The organism is Alcanivorax sp. (assembly GCF_017794965.1).
Classification (GTDB): domain Bacteria; phylum Pseudomonadota; class Gammaproteobacteria; order Pseudomonadales; family Alcanivoracaceae; genus Alcanivorax.
Map to the genome: position 1 here is coordinate 3074491 of NZ_CP051240.1, position 26169 is coordinate 3100659.

Genomic DNA, 26169 nt, shown 5'->3' on the forward strand with positions numbered 1-26169 from the left:
GGACCCGCGTAGAGATTTCAGTCGGACGTCTGACGTCGGAGGTCTGACGCCCAAAGCCCAAGCCTCCACCACTGCTCGACCGGTTTTGACTTAAAGCGTCCGACGTCAGACGTCCGACTTCAGACTTTTTCTTATCTCCCCTGAGCCAATCGCACCCCCTGCACATCAATGTGATCAATCACACAGTTCTTCATCGGCTTCATCAAACTGACACAGCACTACGGTAAAGCTGCTGCCAACAGGCAGGAGAACCCGACGTGAAAAACCTGATCAACCGACATCGCAGCACCCTGATGGTGCTGGTGGCACTCGCCAATCTGATCGTGCTGGCCAACCTGGCGGCGGGTGATCCCAAGGACTGGCAGGAACTGGTCTGGCTGGATATCGCCGGCGAAGGCGGCGCGGCACTGCTGTCTCTGCTGTGGATTGCCCTGATCCTCAACAGCCGTCCCGGCGGACGAGTGACACGCATGCTGGTAGCCGGACTCAGTGGCGTCTTTCTGGCTTACTGGCAGGATCTGATGGATGAATTTATTCGTCTGCCAGAAACCATTATGTGGGACCACTGGCTGGAATCCGGTGCCATGCCGGCAGGGTTGATCATGCTCACCATCGGCATTTATCACTGGCATCGTGAACAGCAGGCCATTTCGAGCCAGCTGCTGCGCCGGGAACGGATCTTTCGCGAACATCGTAGTCTCGACAACCTGACCCCCCTGGCGGGGGCCCGCTACCTGCGCGAACAGCTGCGCTTGGAGCTGGGGCACCCCCATCGCCCGGTTGCGTTGATCATGCTTGATCTGCATTGCTTTGATCACAGCCGCCGTCTGCTTGGTCCCGCTGACAGCGACCGGTTACTGAAAGAACTGGGCGAGCTTCTGCTGCTCAACCTGCGCCGGCAGGATCTACTGTGCCGCTATGCCGGTGACCGCTTTGCGGTGGTGCTGCCGGGCAGTGGGCAAGGAGAAGCCGAACGCATCGCCGGCGAACTCCAGCAGCTGGCGCAGCATTTCGCGTTCAAAACACAGCGGGGTGAGAGCCATTTCATTCAGGTGCAGACCGGTATCGCCACTGCCCATGATGATGATGAGGCGTCCCTGATCGAGCGCGCCAATCGCAATCTGGCCCGCACCCTGTCCGCTCACCAGGCCGCCTGACCATGAACGGCTACCTGCCAGACAGCGCCTTTATCCCGGCCCACCATATGCCGGCAGCGCTGATTGATCTGGTGCAGGATCAGGGAATCGATACCCACCGCCTGTTCCGTCACACCGGTCTGTTTCCCGACGCCCTGATGCGCGGGGAGGCCCGCTTGAGTCCGCTGCATTATCTGCAGCTGATTCATAACGCTCGCCAGCTGTGTCCGGATCCGGAGCTGCCGTTTCGTTTTGGACAGCGACTGTTTCCAGGTCACTACGGCGCCATCAGCGCACTACTGGGACAGGCCAGCAACCTGCAGGAGTGCCTGCTTGGCTTTGAAGAGCATACCGCACTGATCAGCCCACTGGTGGGCATGCGTATGACGCTCAGCCAGGAGTATCTGTGTGTGCAGTGGCTGGATACCTGCGGTGCCGGTAGCCACTGGCCCTTTCTGGTGGAAAGCGCCATGACCGGACTCGCCTCGGTTACCCAGTGGCTCAGTGGCCGCTCGCTGCCCTGGCAATTCCAGTTCAGCTATCGCTGCCCACCCTGGCCGGAGCAGTATCAGGTACACCTTGGCGGGCCACTGCACTTTGAGCGCTGCATGGATGCCATGTTACTGCCACGGGGACTCGTGGATATCCCCTGGCCCGGAGGCGCGGCCACCGGTTGGCAGGTGGCGCGGCAGCAATGCCACCAGCAACAGCAACAATTGGGGTTTTCCCATAGCCTGCGGCAGCAGTTGTATCGCTACCTGCAAACCCGGGTTACCGCTCCGCCCTCATTGCAGGAGGTGGCAGAGACTCTGGGCACCAGCCCGGCCACCCTGAAACGACGGCTACAACAGCATGACTGTCATTACCAGCAACTGCTGGATGAAGTGCGTCTGCACCAGGCGATACTGTGGTTGCAGTTCGACGGCATGACGCCGGAACAGGTCTGCCGGAAACTGAATTTCTCCGACAGCACCAACTTCCGGCGGGCGTTCAAACGCTGGAGCGGCCTGACGCCGTCAGCGTGTCACAAGCTGCTTCAGGCGTTGGGGGAGTAGTGGCAAGCCTCAAGCTACAAGCTACAAGGCGCGATCACAGGGTGTCGTGACTGAAAGGCAGTGCCCGCGGCCTGACGTTTCGGCGCGGCTCAGGTGGCTGGAAAACCACCCTAACCTCGATCCGCGTTGTAGCTTGCCAAGCTTCGCCTGCAGGCAGGCTCCTACGGAAAAACAGCGGCAAGCCCCAAGACCCAAGCTGCAAGGCGCAATCGCTGTGTGTCGTGACGGAAAGGCCGCGCCCGCGACCTGACGTCTGGGGCGCGGCCCAGGCGGCTGGAATCAACACCCTTCCCCCGATCCGCGTTGCAGCTTGCAGCTCATTGCTCATAGCTTGCCCCTGCCTTTACGCCGCGTTCTGCTTTTCCTTTACGCCGTACTGCACATCATAGTCTGACACTGCGAACTCGCTGAGGCGGTTTTTCAGCTCTGCCAGTGACCAGGGCCAGGCAGCGAAGTTGCGGCCGTTCTGGTCCAGGTAGTAGCTCTTGCAGCCACCACTGTTGAACACCGTCCCTTTCAGATGCTTCTGAACCTTGTCGTTGTGACGCTGCAGCACACCCGGGTTGATCGCCAGACGGCTGATGCCCTTCGCTTTGATTTTCTTCAAGCCATCAATGATGTAATCCAGCTGCGCTTCCGCCAGACCGATAAAGGAGTCGTAGACCAACACATTGGGGCCCAGCACCAGGAAGGCATTGGGGACATCTTTCATGGTGGCGCCCAGATAAGCCTCCGGAGAGGTGTCTTTCCACAGGTCAGACAGCCGCTCGCCATTGGCATTGATCACCTTGCGTCCGATGGGCGGATGGGACACTTCAAACCCGGTACCCCAGATGATTACGTCCACTTCGTGCCGTTCACCGTTGGCCGCAATCACGGTGTTGCCATCCACTTCCACGAGACCGTGGGGGATCAGATTGGCGTTATCGGCCTGCAGCGCAGGATAGTAATTATTGGCGAACAGAATGCGTTTGCAGCCCAGGGTAAAGTCCGGCGTCACCGCCTTTCGCAGGGCCTTGTCTTTCACCTGAAGGCGCAGCAACTGTCTGGCCGCAGAGCTTACCGGCTTCAGCGCCAGCGGATTACGCAGGCCGAAGTTGATCACGTTCAGGGACTGGGCCACCGCCTTGCGCCAGGTTTTCTGGATCGCCGGCAGTTTCTCTATTACCTGCTTGCTGGTATCACCCAGGTTCATGTCCGGCTTCGGCAGCACCCAGGGGGCGGTACGCTGAAACACGTGCAGCTCTTTTACCTTCGGCTGGATCTGCGGCACGAACTGAATGGCAGAAGCGCCGGTGCCAATCACCGCCACGCGTTTGCCGGTCAGGTCATAATCGTGATTCCACTTTGCGGAATGGAACATCTCACCCTTGAAGGTATCCAGCCCGGGCAGGTTAGGGATCTGGGCTTCCGTAATCGGGCCAGTGGCAAACACCACGGTGCGCGCCAGCGTCTGAGATTTCTTCCCGTTGGCGGTCGTGTCCAGCACCCAGACATGACGCGACTCATCCCACTCGGCATGGTCCAGCTCGGTACCGAACTCGATCAACTCCTCAATGCCGTAATCCCGACTCACTGTTTCCAGGTATTCCAGGATTTCCGGCTGGCGGGCAAACAGATGGCTCCACTTGCTGCTTGGGGCAAAAGAAAAAGAATACAGTGACGACGGCACATCACAACCGCAGCCCGGGTAGGTGTTCTCGCGCCAGGTGCCACCTACGCGGTTGGCTTTCTCGATAATCTTGAAATCGTGATAGCCCTCTTTCTTCATCTTGTACGCGGCACAAATACCGGAAATGCCGGCACCGACGATAAAGGAGTCGTAAATGCGGGCCTCGGTGGCCGTTTTCTTTTTAGCTGCTGCCATGAGAAAAAACCTCTATACGTTCTATTTTCCGCTGATGGTTTATTTCACAAACCGGTAAGAGAAGCCGAGGAAATCGGCATACAGGTTTGGCGATACGCGCTTCATCACCCAGAACAGCTTGGCGTCCACCTGCGGGGTGGTGTACAGCTCGCCTTTGTCGAGACGGTTCAGAGTCAGTTTGGCCACCGAATCACTGGTGGTCATGGCATAGTTCATCAGTGCATGGTCGGCCAGCTTCGAGTAGCGATCCGGAATCCGGCCTTCCTTGATGATGTTGGTGGGCACCAGGGTCGGACACAGTACATTGACCTTGATGTTGTCTTTCTTCAGTTCGGCATACAGGGTTTCTGACAAGGCTCGCACACCGGCCTTGGTGACGTTGTAGGCACTCATCTCCGGCGCCGCGGTATAAGACGCCGCAGAAGCCACATTGATAATGGCGCCACAGCCCTGTTTCTTGAAGCCGGGCACGAAGTAATGACAGCCATGCACCACACCCCACAGGTTCACATCCATGGCCCATTTCCAGTCTTCCAGACTCAACTCTTCAAACTTGCCACCGATACCCACACCGGCATTGTTGATGACCAGGGATACCGGATTGCCCAACAGCTGCTCGGCCTTGTCCGCCAGCGCCTCGACCTGCTCCGCCTTGCCCACATCACAGGCCACGGCGTAGGCCGTACCGCCGGCTTCTTCGATCATGGCGGCGGTTTCTTCCGCGCTTTCCAGTTTCAGGTCTGCGCAAACCACCGCGGTGTTTCGTTTGGCCAGCTCCAGTGCAAAGCTGCGACCAATGCCACTGCCGGCACCGGTTACCACGGCATAGCCGTTGTAGCTGGGCTTGCTGGAACGGAACTTGAGAATATTCAGCATCATTTTTTCCTGCTCAGATTCAGGCGCGCTTGCCCGGAACGAATTCTTTGGTCATGTAAGGGGTCAGCAGACCGGTTTCCGGGTGCAGCAGTTTTTCCTTGTAGTACTCAAGGTAGGCACTGGTGTCATGGTCATTGGGGTGGAAGTCACGACGCAGATAATCCAGCGTATGCTTGATGGTGCTGCCGAACACGCCCTCTTTCGGTCCGGCCAGCACGGCCAGACTGCGCTTCACATCCTTCCAGTAACTGGGGCGCAACAGATTGGTCGGTTTGCGGAACACAGGAATCAGCGAACCACCCAGCGGCACCAGGAAGAAGATGGTGAAGGCCGCCAATGCAAAGCCCCGCATGCGCAGACCGTAGTCACCGGACAGTTCCTGGAACACATCATAGGCAATGTCCTTGTGCTCGGATTCTTCCAGCATGTGCCACATCCACAGGGCCCGCTGCTTCTCGTCCTGGGATTCGTAGAAGATGTCTTCGTGCTTCATCATGTATTCCGCCAGCACCGCAGTGAAATGCTCGATGCCTGCCATCAGCGACAGCTGCATGCGGTTAGACAGTTTCTTGAAGCCCAACTCGAACACCCGGTCCGCCAGGAAGCGGTAGAAGTTCACCGGGTAGCGATGCTGCGCCAGCACATCGTTGAATTCGTTGTGCATCTTTGAGTGAATCGCTTCCTGCCCGATCAGGGCGGTCACCAGTCGCTTGAGTTCAGGATCCTTGACGAACTGACGGTGATGGCGAGCGGTATCGATGACCAGATCTTCGCCAAAGGTCAGGAAGATAGACAGCGCTTCGAAATAAGCACTGGCCAGCTCGGTGTTGCGGAAGAAGGTATCGTCCAGCTCTTTCGCCTCGAACTTGAAGTCCATGTGGCGAATCGGCACTTCCAGTCTTTCGCCGGCGGTCTGGGCGGTTTTGGGCACATACTGATGAATCGTTGCAGTTGTCATTTCGGCTCACCTTTCCTCTGAAAACCCCACGGTCAGCGGGGTTGAGATCTGGTGAGACCGGCCGCCAACCATTACATTGATTGATGGCAACAATAAATCAAACGCTTGTTCGGATTCAATTCGGGTTAATGGATGCCTGACCCCAGACGCAGGATGCACGACGTTACAACCGTCGCAGCCCCGGCGCAGATGAAGGTCTGCGCCGGGATCGCGTCGGCAAGAGCTTGTGTTTGGATTTTGGTGTCAGAGCGCAGCGTCTGACGACGGCATCATTCCGCCGGCGCGCTCACGCCCCAGAGGCCGCTCAGGCTGTCGAGCACGCTGCCCGCCACACCTTCACCGCCGAGGAAACCCAGGATCTTGGGGGCAAACTGACTGATCATGTCGGGGCTCAGCCCCAGGGAACTGAATACCTTGGCCACACCGCTCAGGCTGGAAATATTGCCCAGCATGCTGCCGGCAATACCGCCACCTTCACCACCGCCCAACAGGGAATCCAGTCCCGGCACCTTGGACATTATGCCGCTGAACTGATCACCGGAAAGATTGTTCTGTGCCATGGCCAGCAAGGCGCCCGCACCGCCCGCCGCCTGTTGTTGGGTCACGCCCAGATCGGTGGACAGGCTATCCACCAGTGCCTTGGCTTCACCGCTGACCGCCATACCACTGCCCATAGCCTCATTGGCCTGATCCATGGAGCTGCCTGCTGCCTCGGACGCACTGTCCATGGCGCTGTTGGCGGAATCGGTCATTTTCTTGAAGTCAAAGGCCTGTGCCGGGGCACTGATTGCCACACCCAACGCCGCGCAGAACATCACTGTCGTTAACTTGTTCATACTCACTCCCTGTTAATAAAAGTCACTGTCCGAAGAGTAGCAGGAATTCCGCAATTCGAGCTATGAGCTATGAGCTATGAGCTATGAGCTGTGAGCTGTGAGCTGTGAGCTTTTAAGCGTCCAGCCTCAGGCGTCTGGCATCAAGCGTTCATTCATCCGGCACATTGTATTCAAAGCGGGGCAGCTGCCATTCATAACGAATGGCCAACAGGCGCACGATAAAGCCGCTGCCAACGGTAATCGGCACTGCCAGCCAATCCGGCACCATGAAATGCAGCAGCACCAGATACAACACGGCGGCACCCAGCGACACCACCGCATAGAGCTCTTTCTGAAACACCAGCGGCACCCGGTTACAGAGCATGTCCCGAATGACGCCACCGAACATGCCGGTAATCAATCCTGCCAGCGCCGCAATGGGCGCGCCCAGCCCCATTCCCAGCGCCACCTTGGCACCAATGACGGTAAACGCCATCAGGCCCAGGGCATCCAGCACCAGAAACAAATAACGCAGTCGCGACATGAAAGGTGCGATCCAGGTCGTGACCAGCGCCGCCAGGGTGGTCAGTAACAGGTATTCGGGATGGGCAACCCAGGTCAGCGGGTAATGCCCCAGCAGGATATCGCGCACGGAGCCACCCCCGAAGGCCGTCACCGTGGCGATCATCACCACGCCAAACAGATCCATCTTCAGACGACCCGCCGCCAGTGCACCGGTCATGGCTTCGGCGGTAATCCCGATCAGGTAGAGGGCCAGCAGCATCCAGGGGTCTCCAGCTTTGACATATTATCAAGAATCATTATCATTTGCGGCCCGACGATCCAGCCAGGTAATCCCCAGCCCACGTCATACAACCGGGGCCCCCATGGGCACCCACTATTATGCAAGCGACCACTGGGGAAACCATGTACCACTTTCGTTTATCTCTGCTGACCAGCGGCATTCTTGTTGCTGCCGGCCAGCTTCATGCCGAACCCGCCACGCCAACCGATACCGCCCACTCACTGGAACAAGTCGAGGTGGAGACTCGCAGCATCAATGACCGTGATGCCAGTATGACAAGCGAAGGCAGTGAACGATACGGCACCCGTGCCTCCGATACGGCAACGCGAATGGTGCTGTCTCCACGGGAAACGCCTCAATCGGTTTCCGTAATCAGTCGCCAGCAAATGGATGATTTCAATCTGGACAGTGTGGCCGAAGTCATGCAGCGCACCCCCGGTGTCACCGTCAATGCCCAGGACACCGAACGCCTGCAGCTGTTCGCCCGCGGTTTCGAGATCACCAACTTCCTCTATGATGGCATGCCCTCTACCCGTATCAGCACCCTGGGCAAGCAGGCCGCTCTCTCCGACACCATCATCTATGATCGGATCGAGGTACTGCGAGGTGCCAGTGGGCTGCTCAATGGCATTGGCAACCCCTCTGCCACCGTCAATCTGGTCCGCAAGAAACCCACACGGGATTTTTCCGGTCAGGTCGGCGCCGAGCTTAACAGCTGGGACGGTTACCGGGGTGAACTGGACGTGGGCGGTTCGCTGATTGGCAGCGGTCGGGTACGTGGCCGCTTCGTCAGCGCCTACGAGCAGGGAGAATCCTTCCTCGACCACTATGACAATGAAAAGCAGGTGTTCTACGGTATCGTCGAAGCGGACCTGTTCGACAACACCATGCTGACCGTGGGCATGGACTACATGGACTATGACCCCATGGGGTCCACCTGGGGCGGCGTCCCGCTGTTCTACAGCGATGGTGGCATTGCCGATCTGGATCGGGACATCAACCCGGCGACCGACTGGAGTAGCTGGGCGCAGGACAGCCAGACCGTATTCGTGAATCTTGAGCATCAATTCGATAATGGCTGGTACAGCAAATTCGCGTATACCCTGCAAGAAAACAACTACGATGCCCAACTTGCCTCCGCCGGTGGCGGGCAACTGAATCGCGATGGCAGCGGCAAGACATTGTGGTCGGGCCGCTATGTGGAAGACAAAACCCAGGACACCTTCGATCTGTACGCCAATGGTCCCTTCGAACTGTTTGGCCGCCAACATGAACTGGTGGTGGGCGCCAGCCACTCGGAAGCCGACCGCGATTACACCGGGCAGTCACCCATCGGATTCAACAACGTGGTCCCGAACCTGCTGAATTGGGATGGCAACATTCCCAAACCCGCCTGGGACACCCCCAACACGGTAGAAAAACAGACCACCTCGCAAACCAGCTTTTACGCCACCGCCCGTTTTAAACCGACAGACTCTCTTGCTGTCATTGCCGGTGGCCAGGTGGTGGACTGGGAAACAAAAAGCAAAGGCGTGAATTGGCAGGGGCCACTGGATGAGCACTACCAGGAAAATGGCGAGGTGGTTCCCTATCTGGGTGTGATCTATGACCTTGGTGATCACCATTCGGTCTATGCCAGCTATACCAGCATCTTCCAGCCGCAAACCGTGCGCGATGCCAACAACCAGATTCTGGACCCGGAAGAAGGGAACAGTCTCGAAGCCGGCCTGAAAAGCGAGTTCAACCAGGGCCGTCTGAATACCACCGTCGCTGTTTTCAGAACCAATCAGGACAATCTGGCAGAATCCACAGGCCAACCGATTGCCGGTGGCCCGCCGAACTCCGTTGCCTATCGCGCAGTGGATGGCGCAGAAACCAATGGTTTCGAATTGGAAGCGGCCGGCGAGCTTCTTCCTCACTGGCAGGTTCAGGCTGGCTATACCTACCGCATCACGGAAGCCCCGGACGGGGATGAAGTTAACACCACCTCACCGGAAGATATGGTGCGCGTTGGCACCCAGTACGGTTTCCAGGGCAATCTTCAGGGGCTGACCGTGGGTGCGGCCGTCTCCTGGCAGAACAAGACCTATGCCTATGTGACCCGCCCCGGTGCCAGCAGTGACTTCAAGTTCGTTCAGGATGCCTACACGCTGGTGGATTTGATGGCGCGCTATCAGGTCAGCGACGCTCTGGGCGTGGCCGCCAATGTCAGCAACCTGACGGATGAAAAGTACTTCAACAACCTGGGCTTCTATAACGGCGGCTACTACGGGGATGCCCGCAAATACAGCCTGTCACTGGACTACCGGTTCTAGGCAGCAAGCTCTACATTGCACCACCTTCGCCCCGGCATCTTGCCGGGGCTTTTTTTAGGTTCATTGCGGATGAACGGGAAAGTGCTGCTACCGAAGTCTTTCCGTAGGAGCCTGCCTGCAGGCGATCCGAGCCCAAGCGAGGTAAGGATTCCAGAAACGCCGATAGAGTCGGGGAGAGGCAACTTGTTGGCCGAAGTGCTCTCAGGCTGACACAGCATCCATGAACAGAGACCCCATTCGTTCAGCAAGCTGAATCTCCCACGGCAAAGCCTGCTGGCTTAGGGGGGACTGCTGAGCTCGGTTTTTGCTGCCGGTGGCACCACAATCCTCTGTCGGACATGCCCCCTTCTGTCGCTTCGCCCAGGCAAGCTGGGCTCCTACAGAGGCGCGCATTTTTATGTAGGAGCCCAGCTTGTCTGGGCGATCCGAGCCCAAGCGAGGCAAAGATTCCAGAAACGCATCTCGAAGCTCATTACCCACCCCCCTTTCCACGAGGCCGGCTTTGCCTTTCGAAACTCGCTTCTTCCCCTCTCTTATCTCTCCCCGTTCAGACCTTGAGGATACGGTCTTTTTCGATCACGATCTTGCGCGCCTTGTAGAGCCCGCCAATAGCCTGCTTGAACGCGTTCTTGCTGCAGCGAAAGGCCTCAAAAATGGCATCCGGCGCGCTCTTGTCACCCAGCGGCAATTCTCCACCTGCCTGCTCCAGCGCAGCCATGATCTGCTCACTGAGCGCATCGCTCTTGGCCGCACCCGGCGCGTTCAGGGACAGGCTCAGCTTGCCGTCTTCACGCAGGCGCTGCACGTAACCGGTGACACGCTGTCCGTGTTTGAGCGGGGCACGCAGTTCCTTGCGGGCAATCATGCCCCAATAGCGATTGTTGACCACCATCTTCCAGCCCAGATCGGTTTCACGGGCGGCAACCAGGGCCACCTCATCGCCTTGCTGGAATTCATTGCAGGTGTCCTTGAGAAAACGATCCAGTTTGGCACTGGCCAGCAGCCGCCCTTCCCGGTCCGTGGTCACCATGACCAGTGCACGGCCGCCGGGACGCAGAGGGCCGGTCTGCTCGGCAAACGGCAGCAGCAAATCCTTGGGCATGCCCCAGTCCAGAAACGCGCCCAGCTTGCTGGTAGATACCACGCCCAGACTGGCCACCTCTCCGCGCAGCACCTTGGGCGCTTTCACCGACGCCATGGTACTGCCCTGACCATCGTTATAAAGCGTCACCAGCACGCTATCTCCCGGTGCCAGATCCCCGGCCTCGCGACTCGGTAGCAACACATCCCCCAGACTGCCACCGTCCAGCAACAGGCCATTACGTACCGCCCGAATCACTTCCAGCGAATAACGACGCCCCAGCGTCAACGAAGAAGAAGTCATATCAAAACCTGTTTGCGGAGTGAAGGGCGGCCTGCTCCGGCCAGAATCGCGGGCACAAAGCTGAAGGTTTCCCCCGCCTCAACCACGTTGTTGCGTGATGCGTGTTGCATGCTGCGGCTCATTACCACATCAGATCATCAGGAATCGGGAAGTCCTTGTAGGGATCATCCTCGTCCACTTCCTGGCTGCCGCGCTCGTTGAGCAGAAGGATCGCCTGTTCATCACGCTGACGAATCTTCTCTGCCACCACCGTGGGCACCAGCTCATAGCTGTCACCCAGAGACACGATGGCAATCTGGCCGCGCTCCAGCTGCTGTTGTTGCTTGCCCGTCACCCAGGCTTTCTTGATCTTCTTTTCCTGCACAAACTGGTAGGCCACATCGCCCTTGCTGCGGTCGATACGGCTCTGCTCGATCATCTGTTTGATCTGGGCGGCGATTTCCTTCTTCTCGCGCTCCGCCTTGCGCTGTGCTTCACGCTGACGGTCAGCCTCTGCCTGCGCTTCACGCTGGCGGCGGGCACGCTCGGCCGGGTCTTCCAGCTCGATCTCGCCCCGCTTTGCCTTGTTGACCTCTTCACGTTTCTGTTGCTTGGCCCGGCGTGCCTTTTTCTTGTCCGCCAGGCCGGACTTCATCAGTTGTTCCTGCAAGGAGCTCATGGGGTTCTCTCTGTTGCAATGACTGGGATTATCGTAGGTCGGAGTGTCCGCCAGGCACAATCATGCGCCTAGCCCCGGTTCAGGGGCGTTGCCGGAGCAGGCCCCAACAGGGGCTGGGCGCGACTGAAACGCTTGTCATAACCCGGCTGCCAGGGAAATACCCCCTTGGGATCCGGCCACACCATCTGCAATGCTGGGTAAGGGGCCGGCAGGCTCTGGTAGAACCAGTTGGCGAAACCCAGGTATTCCTTGTAGTGCGGAAAAGCCACCGGCAGGAACATCACCTCCAGACCATCGGCGATATCGCTGTACAGCCGATAGGGCTGGTAGGGCTTGTTCAGGCCACGAATACGGACCGCCGCGCTGTCCAGCAGGCGACTGGCCAGTGCATCCTTGAGCCCTACCACAATCAGTTCAGGGTGATTCAGATTGAGAAAATGCCCCACACTGAAGGTATACCCGGGCAGGCCATCGCCGCCGGCAACAGCAAAGTGGTGCCAGCCCTTACGCTGAATGTCCGCAAGCAGGGCTTCATCTTCCGCATCCTCCGGGGCCGGATAGCGGAATTTGCCGGGCATTTCGTCAAGAAACATGGGGTGGTCTGACTCCGTGGAAAGGGCTGATAGCCAAGACTGATTGACGGTGATCAGTTTAACAGAAAGACAAGGACCTTGGCCCCTTTCCATCCAGCTGCGCTACACTGCAGGGCACACCTTCTGCCCAGGGACTGATCATGAAACGGATACTGCTCGCCACATCGGCACTGCTCGCCAGCACCGCCCTGCACGCCGCCCCCGGATTAACGCTCTACGGGGGTGGCTATAACTGGAATGCGGATTTCACTGGCACCATTTCATCCGGGGGGGCCAACATCGATGTGGAAGACGATCTGGGCATGGGTAAGGCCGACCAGAGCGTGATCTGGCTCGGTGTGGAGCATGCTGTGCCGCTGATTCCCAATGTCCGGGTGCGTTACTTTGATCTCTATGAGTCCGCCAGTAACCGCCTGCAACGCAGTTTTGAATTCAACGGCAATCAATATGTGGCCAGCACCCGGGTAGACAGCGAACTTGAGCTGGAAATGCTGGAGGGCACGCTCTATTACACGCCCATCGATACCACCCTGAAGCTGGACCTGGGCCTGACCGTTCGCCATGTCGACGGGTTCGTGCGCCTCAACAGCATCATCAGTGATTCGAGACTGGACGTCGACGAGATGTTGCCACTGGTCCATGCCGCAGCCCGGTTTGACATCCCTTCCACCGGTGCCTATCTCGGCGCAGAACTGAATGCCATCAAGTACGACGACTCCAGCATGAACGACTACAACGTGCGCATGGGCTGGCGATCGGACTTTTTGTTGGGAGTGGAGGTCGGCTACAGCCGCATCAATCTGGACCTGGATGACGTTGCCAATCTCACCACGGATCTGGATATGGGTGGCCCCTACGTTGCCCTGTCGCTGGGCTTCTGATCATGCTGCTACGCCATTTTCCGCTGGCCCTGGCGCTCACCTGCGCAGCCAGTGCCGCGGTTGCTGACATGCGCATCAGTGCCGGGGGGTTTTCATGGGACAGCGAACTGGAGGGTACCATCGCCTCCGGCGGCGACCCCGTGGACCTGGATAATGATCTGGGTTTTGGCTACGTCCGCCAGACTGGCGCCCAGCTGCAGCTGGAACACGATGCTGGCCTGTTTCCCCAGGCTCGCCTGCGCTACCTGTCACTGCGCGCAGACAGCCAATCCCGGCCCAGCCAGGCACTGGACCTGGGCGGCACACGTTTCCCGTCCGGGAACCCCCTGCACAGTGATCTGAATCTGGAAATTCTCGACGGCACGCTCTACTACGCCTTCGCGCAAGACAATGATCTTCGCCTGGATGCGGGCCTTACCCTGCGGCGCCTGGATGGGGAGCTGGTATTGGAATCCGCCACCCGACAGGGTCACCAGGCCATTGACGACACTCTTCCCCAGCTTCACCTCGCGGCGCATTACCCCTTCCGGCTGCTGTCCGACAACGCCTGGTTCGGCGCTGAGGTCAACGGGATCTATCTGGATCAGGATCAACTGGCCGATTTCACCCTGCGGGCGGGCTGGCGCAGTGATTTCCTGTTCGGAGTGGAAGTGGGCTTCAGCCAGATGTTCATCAAACTGGACGAGGACAGTGACAGCGCGATCAACCTGAAATTCGGCGGCCCCTACCTGGCGCTGACACTGCACTTCTGATCATGACAGGGCTTGCTGCAGCTCGCTGATGCGCTGATCCTTGTCGTGCCAGAGATCACTGACCCACTGCTGCACTTCCGCCCGGAACTGGGGGTCGTCCTGATAATCGCTACGCCACAGGGCAGGGTCCAGCGGCCGGGTCTGCACATCCACCACCACGGTTTTTACCTCACCGCAGAGTAACGCCCAGAAGCCTGGCGGCTTGCCCTGGGGATAGACGATGGTGACATCCAGCAACGCATCCAGGTTATCGCCCAGCGCGGCCATAACGAAAGCCACACCACCGGCCTTGGGCTTGAGCAGGTGCCGGTACGGGGATGCCTGGGCCTGTTGCTTGGCCGCGGTGAAGCGGGTGCCCTCCAGGAAGTTCACCACGGTCACCGGGATGCCCTGGAACTTCTCACAGGCCCGCCGGGTGATCTCGAGATCCTTGCCCTTCAACTCGGGTCGCTTGTCCAGCACCGCCTTGCTGTAGCGTTTCATGAAGGGGTAATCCAGCGCCCAGAAAGCCAGGCCCAGAAACGGCACCCAGATCAGTTCTTTCTTGAGGAAGAACTTGAAATAGGGGGTCTTGCGATTGAAGGCTTCCACCAAGGCAGGAATATCCACCCAGGACTGGTGGTTGCTCACCACCAGATAAGAGGTGTCCTGGCGCAGGTTTTCCACACCGCGGATGTCCCAGCGAGTGGGGGTCATCAGGGCAAAGATGGCCTTGCAGATTTCGGCCCAGGTTTCGGCAATCCCCATTACCACCCGCGAGCACAGCCGCCGCCATCCCTTGCCGGGCAACAGCTTGAGCAGTGCCACGAGCATCATCGGACCAATCAACACCAGCGTGTTCACCAGCAACAAAAGAATCGTCGTGACGCCCCTCACCATCGCCCTTCCCTCTTTTTCTACTGCTCAGCGTTCCTGTGAGCACCGGCCCGCAGGCCGGCATCCCTCAGGCATCATCCTTGCGTTCCACCGCCATGCTGTCCACGTTCTGGAACCCCCGCGGCAGTTTGGCACCACGCCGGCCCCGTTCACCGTAATAGTGTTCCAGATCCGACGGCTTGAGCGTCAGGTGACGCTTGCCGGCATAGATGGTCAGGGAATCCTGGGGACCCACCACCTGCACATCCTGAACAAACTCTTCCCGGGACTGCACCCGTGCAGAGGGGATGGACATCATCTTGTTGCCCTTGCCCCGCATCATCTCCGGCAACTCCTTCACCGGGAACACCAACAGGCGCCCCTCGTTGGAGACCAGCGCAATCAGATCATTCCCGGTACTGGCAATCGCCTGGGGCGGCAACACCTTGCCTCCCTTGGGCACACTCAGCACGGTTTTGCCTGCCTTCTTGTTGGCCAGCAAATCGGCATACCGGACCACAAAGCCATAACCTGCGTCGGTACTCATCAGGTAGGCATCCTTGTCCTTGCCCATGACCGCTGCCATGAAGACCGCCCCGGACGGAGGGTTCACCCGACCGGACAGGGGTTCACCCTGACCACGGGCGCTGGGCAGGGTATGCGCAGGCAATGAATAGCTGCGCCCGGTACTGTCGATAAAGCAAACTGGCTGGTTGGACTTGCCCCTGGCAGAGGCCCGGTATTTGTCCCCCGCCTTGTAGCTGAGACCCACCACATCCACATCGTGGCCCTTGGCGGCACGGACCCACCCCTTTTCGGACAGCACAACGGTCACCGGATCCGCACTGACCAGATCGGTTTCATCCAGCGCGGCAGCGGCGTCACGCTCCACCAGCGGGGAACGACGATCATCACCGTACTTGTCCGCATCTTCCTTGAGCTCTTTGGCCACCAGCTTTTTCATCTTCGCGGTGGAGCCGAGGGTGGCTTCCAGCTTTTCCCGTTCTTCGTTGAGCTCGTCCTGCTCGCCACGAATCTTCATTTCCTCGAGCTTGGCCAAATGGCGCAATTTCAGTTCGAGGATCGCTTCCGCCTGACGTTCGGAAATACCGAAACGCTCCATCAGCACCGGCTTGGGTACATCTTCGGTGCGGATGATATGAATCACTTCATCAATGTTGAGGAAGGCAACCAGCAGACCTTCCAGGATATGCAGACGATCCAGTACCTTGTCGAGGCGGTGCTGCAGACGACGGCGCACCGTGACCATACGGAACTGCAACCACTCATTGAGAATGGTATCCAGGCTCTTCACCTGTGGCCGGCCATCGATGCCGATCATGTTCAGGTTTACCCGGTAGTTCTTTTCCAGATCCGTGGTGGCGAACAGGTGACTCATCAGCTGTTCCACATCCACACGATTGGAGCGCGGCGTAATCACCAGACGAGTGGGATTCTCGTGATCGGACTCGTCACGAAGATCGCTGACCATGGGCAGCTTCTTCTTGTTCATCTGGTCGGCGATCTGTTCCAGCACCTTGGCACCCGACACCTGATACGGCAGCGCAGTGACGACGATGTCCGCTTCCTCACGCTCATAGACCGCACGCTGCTTCAGGGAGCCCTTGCCCTCCGCATACATGCGGATGATGTCGTTCTGGGAAGTGATCACCTCCGCCTCGGTGGGGAAATCCGGCCCCTGGATGTATTCCATCAGATCATCCAGGGACGCCCCGGGATCTTTCAGCAAATGGATACAGGCGTTGGCGACCTCACGCAGGTTGTGTGGCGGAATATCCGTGCTCATGCCCACCGCGATACCGGTGGTGCCATTGAGCAACACATTGGGCAGCCGGGCCGGCAGCATCTTGGGCTCTTCCATGGTGCCGTCGAAATTCGGCAACCATTCCACCGTACCCTGGCCAAGCTCGGAGAGCAGCACTTCCGAATAGGGCGCCAGCTTGGATTCGGTATAACGCATGGCCGCGAAGGATTTGGGATCATCCGCGCTGCCCCAGTTCCCCTGGCCATCCACCAGCGGATAGCGGTAACTGAAGGGTTGAGCCATCAGCACCATGGCTTCGTAACAGGCAGAATCCCCGTGGGGGTGATACTTACCCAGCACATCACCCACAGTACGGGCAGACTTCTTGTACTTGGACGTCGCCTTGAGACCCAGTTCGCTCATCGCATACACGATGCGCCGTTGCACCGGCTTCAGACCATCGCCGATGTTCGGCAAGGCCCGGTCAAGAATCACGTACATGGAATAATCCAGGTACGCTTTTTCGGTGTATTCCCTTAAGGGAAAACTTTCAAAATCGTCAGCCATGTTTGCTCGCTATACTCGCTGGCTTGCACGCCTCACGCTTCACGCAACATGCTTTCGCTGCGCTCCACGAAAAGAACAAACCAGAAGATTGTTCCAATTTTTGTCATTCATTCCAGCTTCAAACAGCCCCCGCGTGAAGCGTGAAGCATGTTGCGTGAAGCGTTAGACTTCAGCTAGATTGCCTTTCTCTTCCAGCCAGCCCTTGCGGTCGGAGGCGCGCTTCTTGCTCAGCAGCATGTCCATCAGCTGATGGGTTTCATCATCACTGCTGATGGAGAGGCGCACCAGACGGCGGGTATCCGGGGCCATGGTGGTTTCGCGCAGCTGCAGCGGGTTCATTTCACCCAGGCCCTTGAAGCGGGTCACGTTCACTTTGCCCCGCTTCTTCTCGGCCTTGATGCGGTCCAGCACGCCTTCCCGTTCTTCCTTGTCCAGGGCGTAATAGACTTCCTTGCCCACATCGATGCGGTACAGCGGCGGCATGGCCACAAACACATGGCCGTTTTTCACCAATGCCGGGAAGTGCCGCAGGAACAAGGCACAGATCAAGGTGGCGATATGCAGACCATCGGAGTCCGCATCGGCAAGGATGCAGACCTTGCCGTAACGCAGGCCGTTGAGATCGTCGCTGCCCGGCTCAATACCCAGCGCCACGGCGATATCATGAATTTCCTGGCTACCCAGCACTTCGGCAGAGTCCACTTCCCAGGTATTCATGATCTTGCCGCGCAGCGGCATGATGGCCTGGAACACTCGATCCCGGGCCTGCTTGGCAGAACCGCCTGCTGAATCCCCCTCCACCAGGAAGATCTCACTCTGGGCCGGATCATCGCTGGTGCAATCCGCCAGCTTGCCGGGCAGCGCCGGACCACTGGTGACTTTCTTTCGGGTAACCTTTTTGGCGGCACGCAGACGTTTCTGGGCATTATTGATACACAGATCCGCCAATTTTTCTGCTTCATCCGTGTGCTGGTTCAGCCACAGGGAAAATGCATCTTTGACCACGCCGGACACAAAGGCGGCCGTCTGCCGGGAACTGAGTCGCTCCTTGGTCTGGCCGGCAAACTGCGGGTCCTGCATCTTCACGCTGAGCACATAGGCGGCGCGGTCCCAGATATCTTCCGGGGTCAGTTTCACGCCCCGCGGCAACAGGTTGCGGAATTCGCAGAACTCGCGCATGGCATCCAGCAAGCCGGAACGCAGGCCGTTCACATGGGTACCGCCCTGGGCCGTGGGGATCAGGTTCACATAGGATTCCTGCACCAACTCGCCACCTTCCGGCAACCACATCACCGCCCAGTCCACCGCTTCAGTTTCCGCGCTCATGGCACCGTTGAACGGTTCTTCAGGGACTCGCTCCCAACCGGTGGCAGATTCCAGCAGGTACTCGATCAGGCCATCCTCGAACTGCCAGGTCTCGCTCTCACCGTTGACCTGGTTTTCCAGAATGACTTTCAGGCCAGGACACAGCACGGCCTTGGCTCGCAGCAGATGCTTGAGGCGGGAAACGGAAATCTTCGGCGAATCGAAGTAGGACGGATCCGGCCAGAAACGCAGGATGGTACCGGTGTTTCGCTTGCCCACCGTATCGATCACTTCCAGATCACTGCGTTTCTCACCGTCACCAAACTCAATGCGGTGCAGCTGGCCATCACGTTTGACCAACACTTCCAGTTTGGTGGAAAGGGCATTCACCACGGACACCCCCACCCCGTGCAGACCGCCACTGAACTGGTAGTTGTTGTTGGAGAACTTGCCACCCGCATGGAGGGTAGAGAGGATCACTTCCACCCCCGGCTTCTTCTTTACCGGATGAATATCTACCGGCATACCACGGCCATCATCTTCCACTTCCACGCCACCATCCTTGAACAGGGTGACCTTGATGGACTTGGCATGCCCTGCCAGAGCTTCATCGACGGAGTTATCGATCACTTCCTGGGCAAGGTGGTTGGGGCGGGTGGTATCGGTGTACATGCCGGGACGCTTGCGCACCGGCTCCAGGCCCGACAAAACTTCAATATTTTCGGACGTATAATTATTGGTCATAAATATCCCAAAAGCGCCGGACGCATGATGCCCGACGCCAGACGCAAACAGGTACGTCAGGCGTTCGGCGTCTGGCCTCCAGCGTGTATTTCCAGGCCACAAAACCGCAGGATCAGCGGTATGAAGGCGTCAAAGTTATCAAAGCCGTGGCTTCCACCCAAGCCGCAATAGCGGTGGCAGTCGCCATAATAGTCCCAGCCATCCTCCCAGTTGAGGGTTTCGTCCCCGGTCTGGGTGAGCAGCAGCAGGTTTTCCGGCTGGGAAATCGCCTCCACTTCGTAGCGGCGCAGCTCATTCAGCCAGGCCGGGTCGAACTCCCAGGCCTCGCCGGTGTGATAGTTATGCTGGATACCTGTGTATTTGTCCAGTAGTCGCCACGGACGCACCGCCGGATTGACCACCACCGCCTTGAGATCATGGTGCTCTGCCAGCCAGGTAGCATAGAAGCCCCCCAGAGACGAGCCCAGCAACGCCACTGGCCCGGCCGAGGCAATGGCCGCATCCAGTTCCGCCATAGCCTGGCGGGGGGACGGCGGCAGCGCCGGCGTGATCAGCCGCTCCGGGCACCCGGCCCGCTCGAACACATCACGCAACAAACCCGCCTTGTGGGATGCCGGGGAACTGTTGAAGCCGTGAATATAGAGAAGGGAGGTTTCTGGTGCCATGGGATCAGATCCTCAACAGTGAACAGTGAACAGTGAACAGTGAACAGTGAACAGTGAACAGTGAACAGTGAACAGTGAACAGTGAACAGTGAAGGCTGCCCGAGCAGCATACCCTGTCAAGCTTTATCAGGCTTTTTCTTTGTGTTTAAAGGCATGAGGCCGCGTCCAAATTCTGGGCGCGGCCTCTATCCTTTCAGATCACATGACACGCTAACGCGACGCTATTAACTGTTCACTGTTAACTATTAACTGCCTTTCAGTAGCCTTTAACGCTGAAGTCCACCTCAAAGGTGATCCCCTCCACCCGGCTCACACCCGTGTCGATGCGGCCATCGGCGTGCAGATCCAGCCAGCGGTAGCCCGGGTTGGCGTCGTCCACCGCGAAATCCTCGCTGCCGGGCTTGAACTGCACACAGGTACTGGGCACGGCCATCAGGCGCACGCCATTGCGAGTACTGTCATATTCCTGGTGAACATGCCCCCAGATAATCGCCCGCACCTTGGGATGGCGATCGATCACCTCAAAGAATTTGTCTGCGCTGCCCACCAGCTGGGTGTCCAACCATGCGCACCCCATTGGCACAGGGTGATGATGAAGGCAGACCATCAGATGTTCGCCGCGGGCATTGCGCAGGGCGTTATCAAGAAACGTCAGATCTTCGTCAAACAGCTCCCCGGGCACTTCGCCGGGAATGGTGGAATCCAGCATGACGATGGTCCAGGCACCCTGCTCCAGGACACACGGGCTCATTCGATCCCGCTGGGCGTGCAGCGCCTCCAGCATGGGGGCAGGCTTGTCATGGTTGCCTTCCAGCCAGTACACCGGCACCTGAAAGCTTTCCAGCGCATCATCCAGCCGCTGATAAGACTCAAAGGACGCATCCTGGGACAAATCTCCGGTGGCCAGAATCAGGTCCGGGTTCGGCTGCTCCCTGCGGACCAGCTCCAGTACCTTATCCAGGCTGAACTGGGTATTGAGACCCAGCAGCTTGCCGCTGACATCGGCAAACAGATGGCAGTCCGATAACTGCACAATTCGAAGGGGCTGCAACTGCTGCGTCAAATCCCCGCTCCCGTGACCATGCTCTTGTTCCAATCGATTTTGTGGAAGGCCCACCCTCCCAAAGGTAGCCCCTGGGTAGCTCCCTGACGTCCCCAAGTCGTCGTCAGGCCAGTCAGGCCCATACCTTGTTCTTATAACCAAGATGATGTCACATTTCTAGGCAACAACGCCCAGACCCGGAAATGGTTACCAATTCTCCACAAATGGCACCCTCGGCGCTTGCCCGGGAACGTAATCCGTGTCAGTCACCGGAAACCTGTTGCCGCCACTGCTGCCCCGCATCACGACCATGGTCGTGCACATGGCGCAGCCATTCAGCCAGGAAACGGTTCCACTGCGCTTTTTCATCGCGCTGGTGCATATGACGGTTGGGATAGGCATAACGGGCGCTCACCCGTCGAAAGGGCCGTGCCTCGGTCACTTCCGCAAGGCGGGCATCGTGATAGAGGCGCACGGTAAGGCGTGATGCCGGCAGCAGCGCCAGCAACTCCTGGTCTTCCAGTCGCACCGTAGTGGTATACGGGGAGCGTTCCAGCACCCGCAGATTGAGGGTATGGGGGTGGTGCTCATGCCCCAGCTCCACAGCCAGGCTGTCACTGTCCCCCAGGGCATTCAGCAGCGGCATCATGCGGGCGTAGTTTTCCTCGCACTGGGTCATCAACGCGCGAAAATCCAGACGGTAACGCCCCCGTCGACTCATGCCTTGCCCCACCGGGCATCCAGTTCAGCGCGATGCAACAGGAGCCACTGCAAGGCAATCAGGCTGGCGGCATTGTCTACCCGGCCAGACTCCAGCAATGCCGGAATCTGTGTCACGGGGACGGTGAGGGCGCGAATATCCTCCCCCTCTTCAGGACAGCCGAAAATACCGCCCGCGCCGGCCAGATCCGCCTGGCCCACAAACACATGCAGACGCTCATCGGTACCGCCCGGGCTGGGCATGTAGTGCGCCACGGTTTCCATGGCGCCCAGGGTCAGGCCACCCTCTTCCACCGCCTCACGCCGGATCAGGTCCTGCGGACTTTCCCCTTCCTTGTCGGCAAGGCCCGCAATCAGCTCCAGGCACCAGGGGGAATCTCGCCACTCCAGCGCTCCCACCCGGAACTGCTCCACCAGCAGAATCTCGCCACGCGCCGGGTCGTAGGGCAGCACCGCCGCCGCCCGGGGACGCACGAACAATTCACGACGAATGGGCTTTCCCCAGCCACCTTCATATTGTTTGTGACGCAGGGTCAGCGCATCCACACGGAAGAAGCCTTGAAACGGGGTTTCCCGTTCCAGGATTTCCACATCGTCCTGACTGAAACGCGGCTCGATATCAGTCATTGGCTTTATGGTACAGGGCACTACCCTGCTCGCGGAATTCCCGGGACTTCTCTTCCATGCCCGCCTCGGCATCCGCCTGCGCCACCTGCGCCTTGCCATCGCCGTAGGTTTCGCGAACTTCCTGGCTGATCTTCATGGAACAGAACTTGGGACCACACATGGAACAGAAATGCGCCACCTTGTGAGCCTGCTTGGGCAGGGTCTCGTCATGGAACTGCCGCGCCCGGTCCGGATCCAGGCCCAGATTGAACTGGTCCTCCCAGCGGAACTCGAAGCGAGCCTTGGAGAGCGCGTTGTCGCGAATCTGGGCACCGGGATGCCCCTTGGCCAGATCGGCCGCATGGGCAGCAATCTTGTAGGCGATGATCCCTTCCTTCACATCCTCACGGTTGGGCAGCCCCAGATGCTCCTTGGGCGTCACGTAGCAGAGCATGGCCGTGCCATACCAGCCGATCATGGCCGCACCAATGGCACTGGAAATGTGGTCATAACCGGGAGACACATCGATGGTCAGCGGACCGAGGGTATAGAACGGCGCTTCGCCACAGTGCTCCAGCTGCTCATCCATGTTGGCCTTGATCATGTGCATGGGCACATGGCCAGGGCCTTCGATCATCACCTGTACATCATGTTTCCAGGCGATCTTGGTAAGCTCCCCCAGCGTGCGCAGTTCGCTGAACTGGGCTTCATCGTTGGCATCGGCAATGGAGCCTGGGCGCAGACCATCACCGAGACTGAAGGTCACGTCATAGGCCTTCATGATTTCGCAGATGTCTTCGAAATGGGTATAGAGGAAGTTTTCCTTGTGATGCGCCAGACACCACTTGGCCATGATCGAGCCACCGCGGGAAACGATGCCGGTGACCCGGTTGGCGGTCATGGGTACATAGCGCAGCAACACACCGGCATGGATGGTGAAGTAGCTCACCCCCTGCTCGGCCTGCTCGATCAGGGTATCGCGGAAGATTTCCCAGGTCAGGTCTTCAGCGATGCCATTCACTTTTTCCAGCGCCTGGTAGATCGGTACGGTGCCGATGGGCACCGGCGAGTTGCGCAGAATCCACTCACGGGTTTCGTGAATGTTGTCACCGGTGGACAGATCCATCACCGTGTCGCCGCCCCAACGGGTGGCCCAGGTCATCTTGGAGACTTCTTCCTCGATGGAGGAGGTCACCGCGGAATTACCGATGTTGGCATTGATCTTGGTGAGGAAGTTACGGCCGATGATCATCGGCTCGATTTCCGGGTGGTTGATATTCACCGGGATCACCGCGCGCCCACGGGCCACTTCATCACGCACAAACTCCGGGGTAATCTCGGCGGGGATGGCCGCACCAAAACTCTGCCCCGGATGCTGCTCACAGGGCAGCCCCGCGTCGCGCTGCTCCTGCAGGCGCTGGTTCTCACGGATGGCGATGTATTCCATCTCCGGCGTGATAATACCCTGCCGCGCATAGTGCATCTGGCTCACATTCTTGCCCGGCTTGGCCCGGCGTGGCGTACGGACATGCTCAAAACGCAGACCGGCGACTTTCACGTCCGTAGCCCGTTTGCGGCCATAGTCGCTGGTCAACCCGGGCAGTTCCTCGGTATCATTCCTCTCCTGAATCCAGTTCAGACGGATTGGCGACAGCCCTTTGCGGACATCAATCTGTACATCCGGGTCGGTATAAGGGCCAGAGGTATCATAGACCGTCACTGGCGGGTTATCCTCGAACTTTCCGTCTGCCAGCGGGGTCGGATCCTGACGGATCTCTCGCATAGGCACCCGGATGTCCGCACGGGAACCGGTCACATAGATTTTGCGGGAGCCGGCGATGGGCTGGCAGGATTCATCAATGGCAGTAGCCGCGATGGGGCGCTGATCGTCTGGCACGTCGGCCTCCAGAATATGGGTACAGATAGGAATGGCGGACACTATACGCCAGCGTCCATTGGCCAAACAACCGCAGGACAGGCACGGAAAAGCCACTATTAATTTCTAAACCAGCCAGTACTATAATTGACTGACAACGACAGGAAAGAGTGCCCCAGAATGAAGCGCAGCCCCGGCAAGACCCTTGTATTCATGCTGACCGCCCTGGCCAGCTCCGTAAACGCCGCCAATCTGGTCGATGTGGCCAACGCCGCCTGGAGTTACGACGGCACCTGGCGCGCCGCGCGCATGAACTGGAACGCGGATCAGGAGCTGCTGGTACAGGGCCGGGCGGCGCTGTTCCCGAGCGTAAATGCCAGCTACGGCGTCTACGACAACGATCGGGAAATCAAGGATCTGAATTTCGATGAAAGCTACGACAGCGAAATGACCACCGTGACACTGGCGCAACCACTGTTCCGTGTGGATGCCTGGTACGGCTACAAGGAAGCCAAGTCCAGCACCGATATCGCGCACGCCAATTTTGAGCAGGCAAGACAGGATTTTGTCCTGCGAGTCGCCCAGGGCTACTTCGGTGTACTGCGTGCCTGGGATAACTGGGTGTCCGCCAAGGCGGAAGAGAAAGCCATTGGACGCCAGCTGGAGCAGACCCAGGAACGCTTCGATGTGGGACTGGTACCGGCCACGGATGTGGAAGAAGCCCAGGCCACCTATGACCTGACCCAGGTGAATCTGATCGTGGCACGTCAGCAGTACGAAATTGCCCGCGACCAGCTGGAGACACTCACCGGCCAGCAGTGGGAAACCCTTGCCGAACTGAAGGAAGAACTCCCCATGGAAGGCCCCCAGCCTGCCGTGATGGATGACTGGATTGAAAAGGCCAAGGCCGAAAACCCCCAGGTACTGGCGGCGCTGTACAACACCGAACTGACCGACAACACTGCCAAGCGCCAACTTGGCACCATGATGCCGCAGGTTCAGCTGGTGGCGCAGTACCAGAATTCCAACCTTTACCCGGACGACAACTCGGCTGCCGCCGGGGCCGGCAGTGGCCTGAACAGTACGGACACCCGCCAGATCGGCATTGAGGTGAGCATGCCCCTGTTCCAGGGCGGTGGCCTCAACAGCCGCCGCAAGGAAGCTTACCTGCGTGCTGACGCGGCCGTTCACCAGTACGATCAGACCCTGCGGAATGCGGTGCAACAGACCCGGAACGCTTACCGCACCGTGGAAGCCGATGCCCTGCGTATCAAGGCCCGTGAGCAGGCCATCCGCTCCACCCGCTCCGCCCTGGACGCTACCCAGTCCGGTTATGAAGTGGGCACCCGGAACGTGGTGGACGTGCTCAATGCCCAGCGCGCCCTGTTTGCCGCCGAACGGGACTATGCCAACGCCCGGTATGACTACATCGTTGATTCCCTGACCCTGAAATCCAGCACCGGCGATCTCCACCAGGGCGACCTGGCCTCGGTAAACCAGTGGCTCTCCTCCAGCGAAACCCTGAACCTGTACGCGCCGGACCTGGAAGGGAAGAGTGAGGAGATGATGGAAGAAAATTCAGTTAACAAATAACAGTGAATAGTGAACAGTGCGCGTGCAGCGCCTGAGTTGACTGAACGCAAAGAGGCCGCGCCCGGACACCGGACGCGGCCTTTTTGTTTTGGTTCATCGCGGGTTAGCGGGGAAGCCTGTTGAGCATCTGTATCCGCAAGCGCTGCCCGACTCTCACATCAAGATCGAAATCGCCTTCAGCCAACCCTGGCCAGGCCCCTTTCCCATAATTCCGTGATGAACGTTTTTGGGGAAAAAGCGAGTTTCGAGTAACGGGTTTCGAAAGGAAAAGCCCTTGCTGTGCTTTGCTTTTCGCAACTCAAAACCCGTTACTCGCTCCTGAATTACTATCGCCCT

General features: G+C 58.7%; 22 protein-coding genes. 6 read left to right on the top strand and 16 right to left on the bottom strand.

The features are described 5' to 3' along the window. Positions 1-257 precede the first annotated feature (257 nt). Both HF945_RS13560 and HF945_RS13565 read left to right on the top strand, forming a co-directional pair. On the top strand, positions 258-1157 hold the full coding sequence (locus HF945_RS13560; protein ID WP_290523099.1) for a diguanylate cyclase: 900 nt from the start codon (positions 258-260) through the stop codon (positions 1155-1157). Positions 1158-1159: 2 nt separating this feature from the next. After that, a complete protein-coding gene (locus HF945_RS13565) occupies positions 1160-2191 on the top strand; it encodes an AraC family transcriptional regulator (RefSeq protein WP_290523100.1) in 1032 nt (343 codons plus the stop codon). A 343-nt stretch (positions 2192-2534) separates the two neighbouring features. On the opposite strand, the gene HF945_RS13570 is transcribed toward HF945_RS13565, so the two are convergent. The 5 genes from HF945_RS13570 to HF945_RS13590 form a co-directional block, all read right to left on the bottom strand. Next, positions 2535-4058, bottom strand: coding sequence for an NAD(P)/FAD-dependent oxidoreductase (locus tag HF945_RS13570; protein ID WP_290523101.1), 1524 nt, complete (start codon positions 4056-4058; stop codon positions 2535-2537). A 39-nt stretch (positions 4059-4097) separates the two neighbouring features. Then, entirely contained in the window at positions 4098-4934 is an 837-nt protein-coding gene (locus tag HF945_RS13575; RefSeq protein ID WP_290525422.1) for an SDR family NAD(P)-dependent oxidoreductase, read from the bottom strand. A 19-nt stretch (positions 4935-4953) separates the two neighbouring features. Beyond that, a complete protein-coding gene (locus HF945_RS13580; protein WP_290523102.1) occupies positions 4954-5892 on the bottom strand; it encodes a metal-dependent hydrolase in 939 nt (312 codons plus the stop codon). A 269-nt stretch (positions 5893-6161) separates the two neighbouring features. Further along, entirely contained in the window at positions 6162-6728 is a 567-nt protein-coding gene (locus tag HF945_RS13585) for a DUF2780 domain-containing protein (protein ID WP_290523103.1), read from the bottom strand. Positions 6729-6876: 148 nt separating this feature from the next. Then, positions 6877-7491 carry a trimeric intracellular cation channel family protein gene (locus tag HF945_RS13590; RefSeq protein ID WP_290523104.1) on the bottom strand — a complete coding sequence of 205 codons (615 nt, stop codon included), beginning with the start codon at positions 7489-7491 and terminating at the stop codon, positions 6877-6879. 143 nt (positions 7492-7634) lie between these two features. On the opposite strand from HF945_RS13590, the gene HF945_RS13595 reads away from it, so the two are divergent. Further along, positions 7635-9827, top strand: coding sequence for a TonB-dependent siderophore receptor (locus tag HF945_RS13595; RefSeq protein ID WP_290523105.1), 2193 nt, complete (start codon positions 7635-7637; stop codon positions 9825-9827). Between the two features lie 547 nt (positions 9828-10374). Here HF945_RS13595 and HF945_RS13600 read toward each other — a convergent pair. From HF945_RS13600 to HF945_RS13610, 3 genes are all read right to left on the bottom strand, one after another. Continuing rightward, positions 10375-11211 (bottom strand): S1-like domain-containing RNA-binding protein, encoded by an 837-nt coding sequence (locus HF945_RS13600; RefSeq protein ID WP_290523106.1) that lies wholly within the window; start codon positions 11209-11211, stop codon positions 10375-10377. Positions 11212-11332: 121 nt separating this feature from the next. Continuing rightward, positions 11333-11869, bottom strand: a complete 537-nt coding sequence (locus HF945_RS13605) for a DUF2058 domain-containing protein (RefSeq protein WP_290523107.1) — start codon at positions 11867-11869, stop codon at positions 11333-11335. 68 nt (positions 11870-11937) lie between these two features. After that, on the bottom strand, positions 11938-12462 hold the full coding sequence (locus HF945_RS13610) for a DUF4262 domain-containing protein (protein WP_290523108.1): 525 nt from the start codon (positions 12460-12462) through the stop codon (positions 11938-11940). Positions 12463-12602: 140 nt separating this feature from the next. Between HF945_RS13610 and HF945_RS13615 the strand changes: the two genes are divergently transcribed. Then, entirely contained in the window at positions 12603-13343 is a 741-nt protein-coding gene (locus tag HF945_RS13615; protein ID WP_290523109.1) for a TIGR04219 family outer membrane beta-barrel protein, read from the top strand. 2 nt (positions 13344-13345) lie between these two features. After that, positions 13346-14095 carry a TIGR04219 family outer membrane beta-barrel protein gene (locus tag HF945_RS13620; RefSeq protein ID WP_290523110.1) on the top strand — a complete coding sequence of 250 codons (750 nt, stop codon included), beginning with the start codon at positions 13346-13348 and terminating at the stop codon, positions 14093-14095. Here the strand turns inward: HF945_RS13620 and HF945_RS13625 are convergent, their stop codons facing one another. The 8 genes from HF945_RS13625 to thiC all read right to left on the bottom strand — a co-directional run bounded on the left by HF945_RS13625 (position 14096) and on the right by thiC (position 24261). After that, complete coding sequence (locus HF945_RS13625; protein WP_290523111.1) at positions 14096-14974, bottom strand: acyltransferase; 879 nt, start codon at positions 14972-14974, stop codon at positions 14096-14098. It lies immediately after the preceding gene. 64 nt (positions 14975-15038) lie between these two features. Continuing rightward, positions 15039-17282: a DNA topoisomerase IV subunit A gene (parC, locus tag HF945_RS13630; protein ID WP_290523112.1), complete on the bottom strand. Its 2244-nt coding sequence runs from the start codon at positions 17280-17282 to the stop codon at positions 15039-15041. A 162-nt stretch (positions 17283-17444) separates the two neighbouring features. Next, positions 17445-19331, bottom strand: coding sequence for a DNA topoisomerase IV subunit B (gene parE, locus HF945_RS13635; RefSeq protein WP_290523113.1), 1887 nt, complete (start codon positions 19329-19331; stop codon positions 17445-17447). 56 nt (positions 19332-19387) lie between these two features. Beyond that, positions 19388-19996 (bottom strand): YqiA/YcfP family alpha/beta fold hydrolase, encoded by a 609-nt coding sequence (locus tag HF945_RS13640; RefSeq protein ID WP_290523114.1) that lies wholly within the window; start codon positions 19994-19996, stop codon positions 19388-19390. A 256-nt stretch (positions 19997-20252) separates the two neighbouring features. Next, positions 20253-21059 (bottom strand): 3',5'-cyclic-AMP phosphodiesterase, encoded by an 807-nt coding sequence (gene cpdA, locus HF945_RS13645; RefSeq protein ID WP_290523115.1) that lies wholly within the window; start codon positions 21057-21059, stop codon positions 20253-20255. A gap of 241 nt (positions 21060-21300) precedes the next feature. Beyond that, complete coding sequence (locus tag HF945_RS13650; RefSeq protein WP_290523116.1) at positions 21301-21759, bottom strand: DUF1249 domain-containing protein; 459 nt, start codon at positions 21757-21759, stop codon at positions 21301-21303. Further along, a complete protein-coding gene (locus HF945_RS13655; protein WP_290523117.1) occupies positions 21756-22385 on the bottom strand; it encodes an NUDIX domain-containing protein in 630 nt (209 codons plus the stop codon). The genes HF945_RS13650 and HF945_RS13655 overlap by 4 nt, the downstream gene beginning before the upstream one ends. Continuing rightward, on the bottom strand, positions 22378-24261 hold the full coding sequence (gene thiC, locus HF945_RS13660; protein WP_290523118.1) for a phosphomethylpyrimidine synthase ThiC: 1884 nt from the start codon (positions 24259-24261) through the stop codon (positions 22378-22380). The genes HF945_RS13655 and thiC overlap by 8 nt, the downstream gene beginning before the upstream one ends. A gap of 159 nt (positions 24262-24420) precedes the next feature. Between thiC and HF945_RS13665 the strand changes: the two genes are divergently transcribed. Next, complete coding sequence (locus HF945_RS13665) at positions 24421-25833, top strand: TolC family outer membrane protein (protein WP_290523119.1); 1413 nt, start codon at positions 24421-24423, stop codon at positions 25831-25833. Positions 25834-26169: the final 336 nt, after the last annotated feature.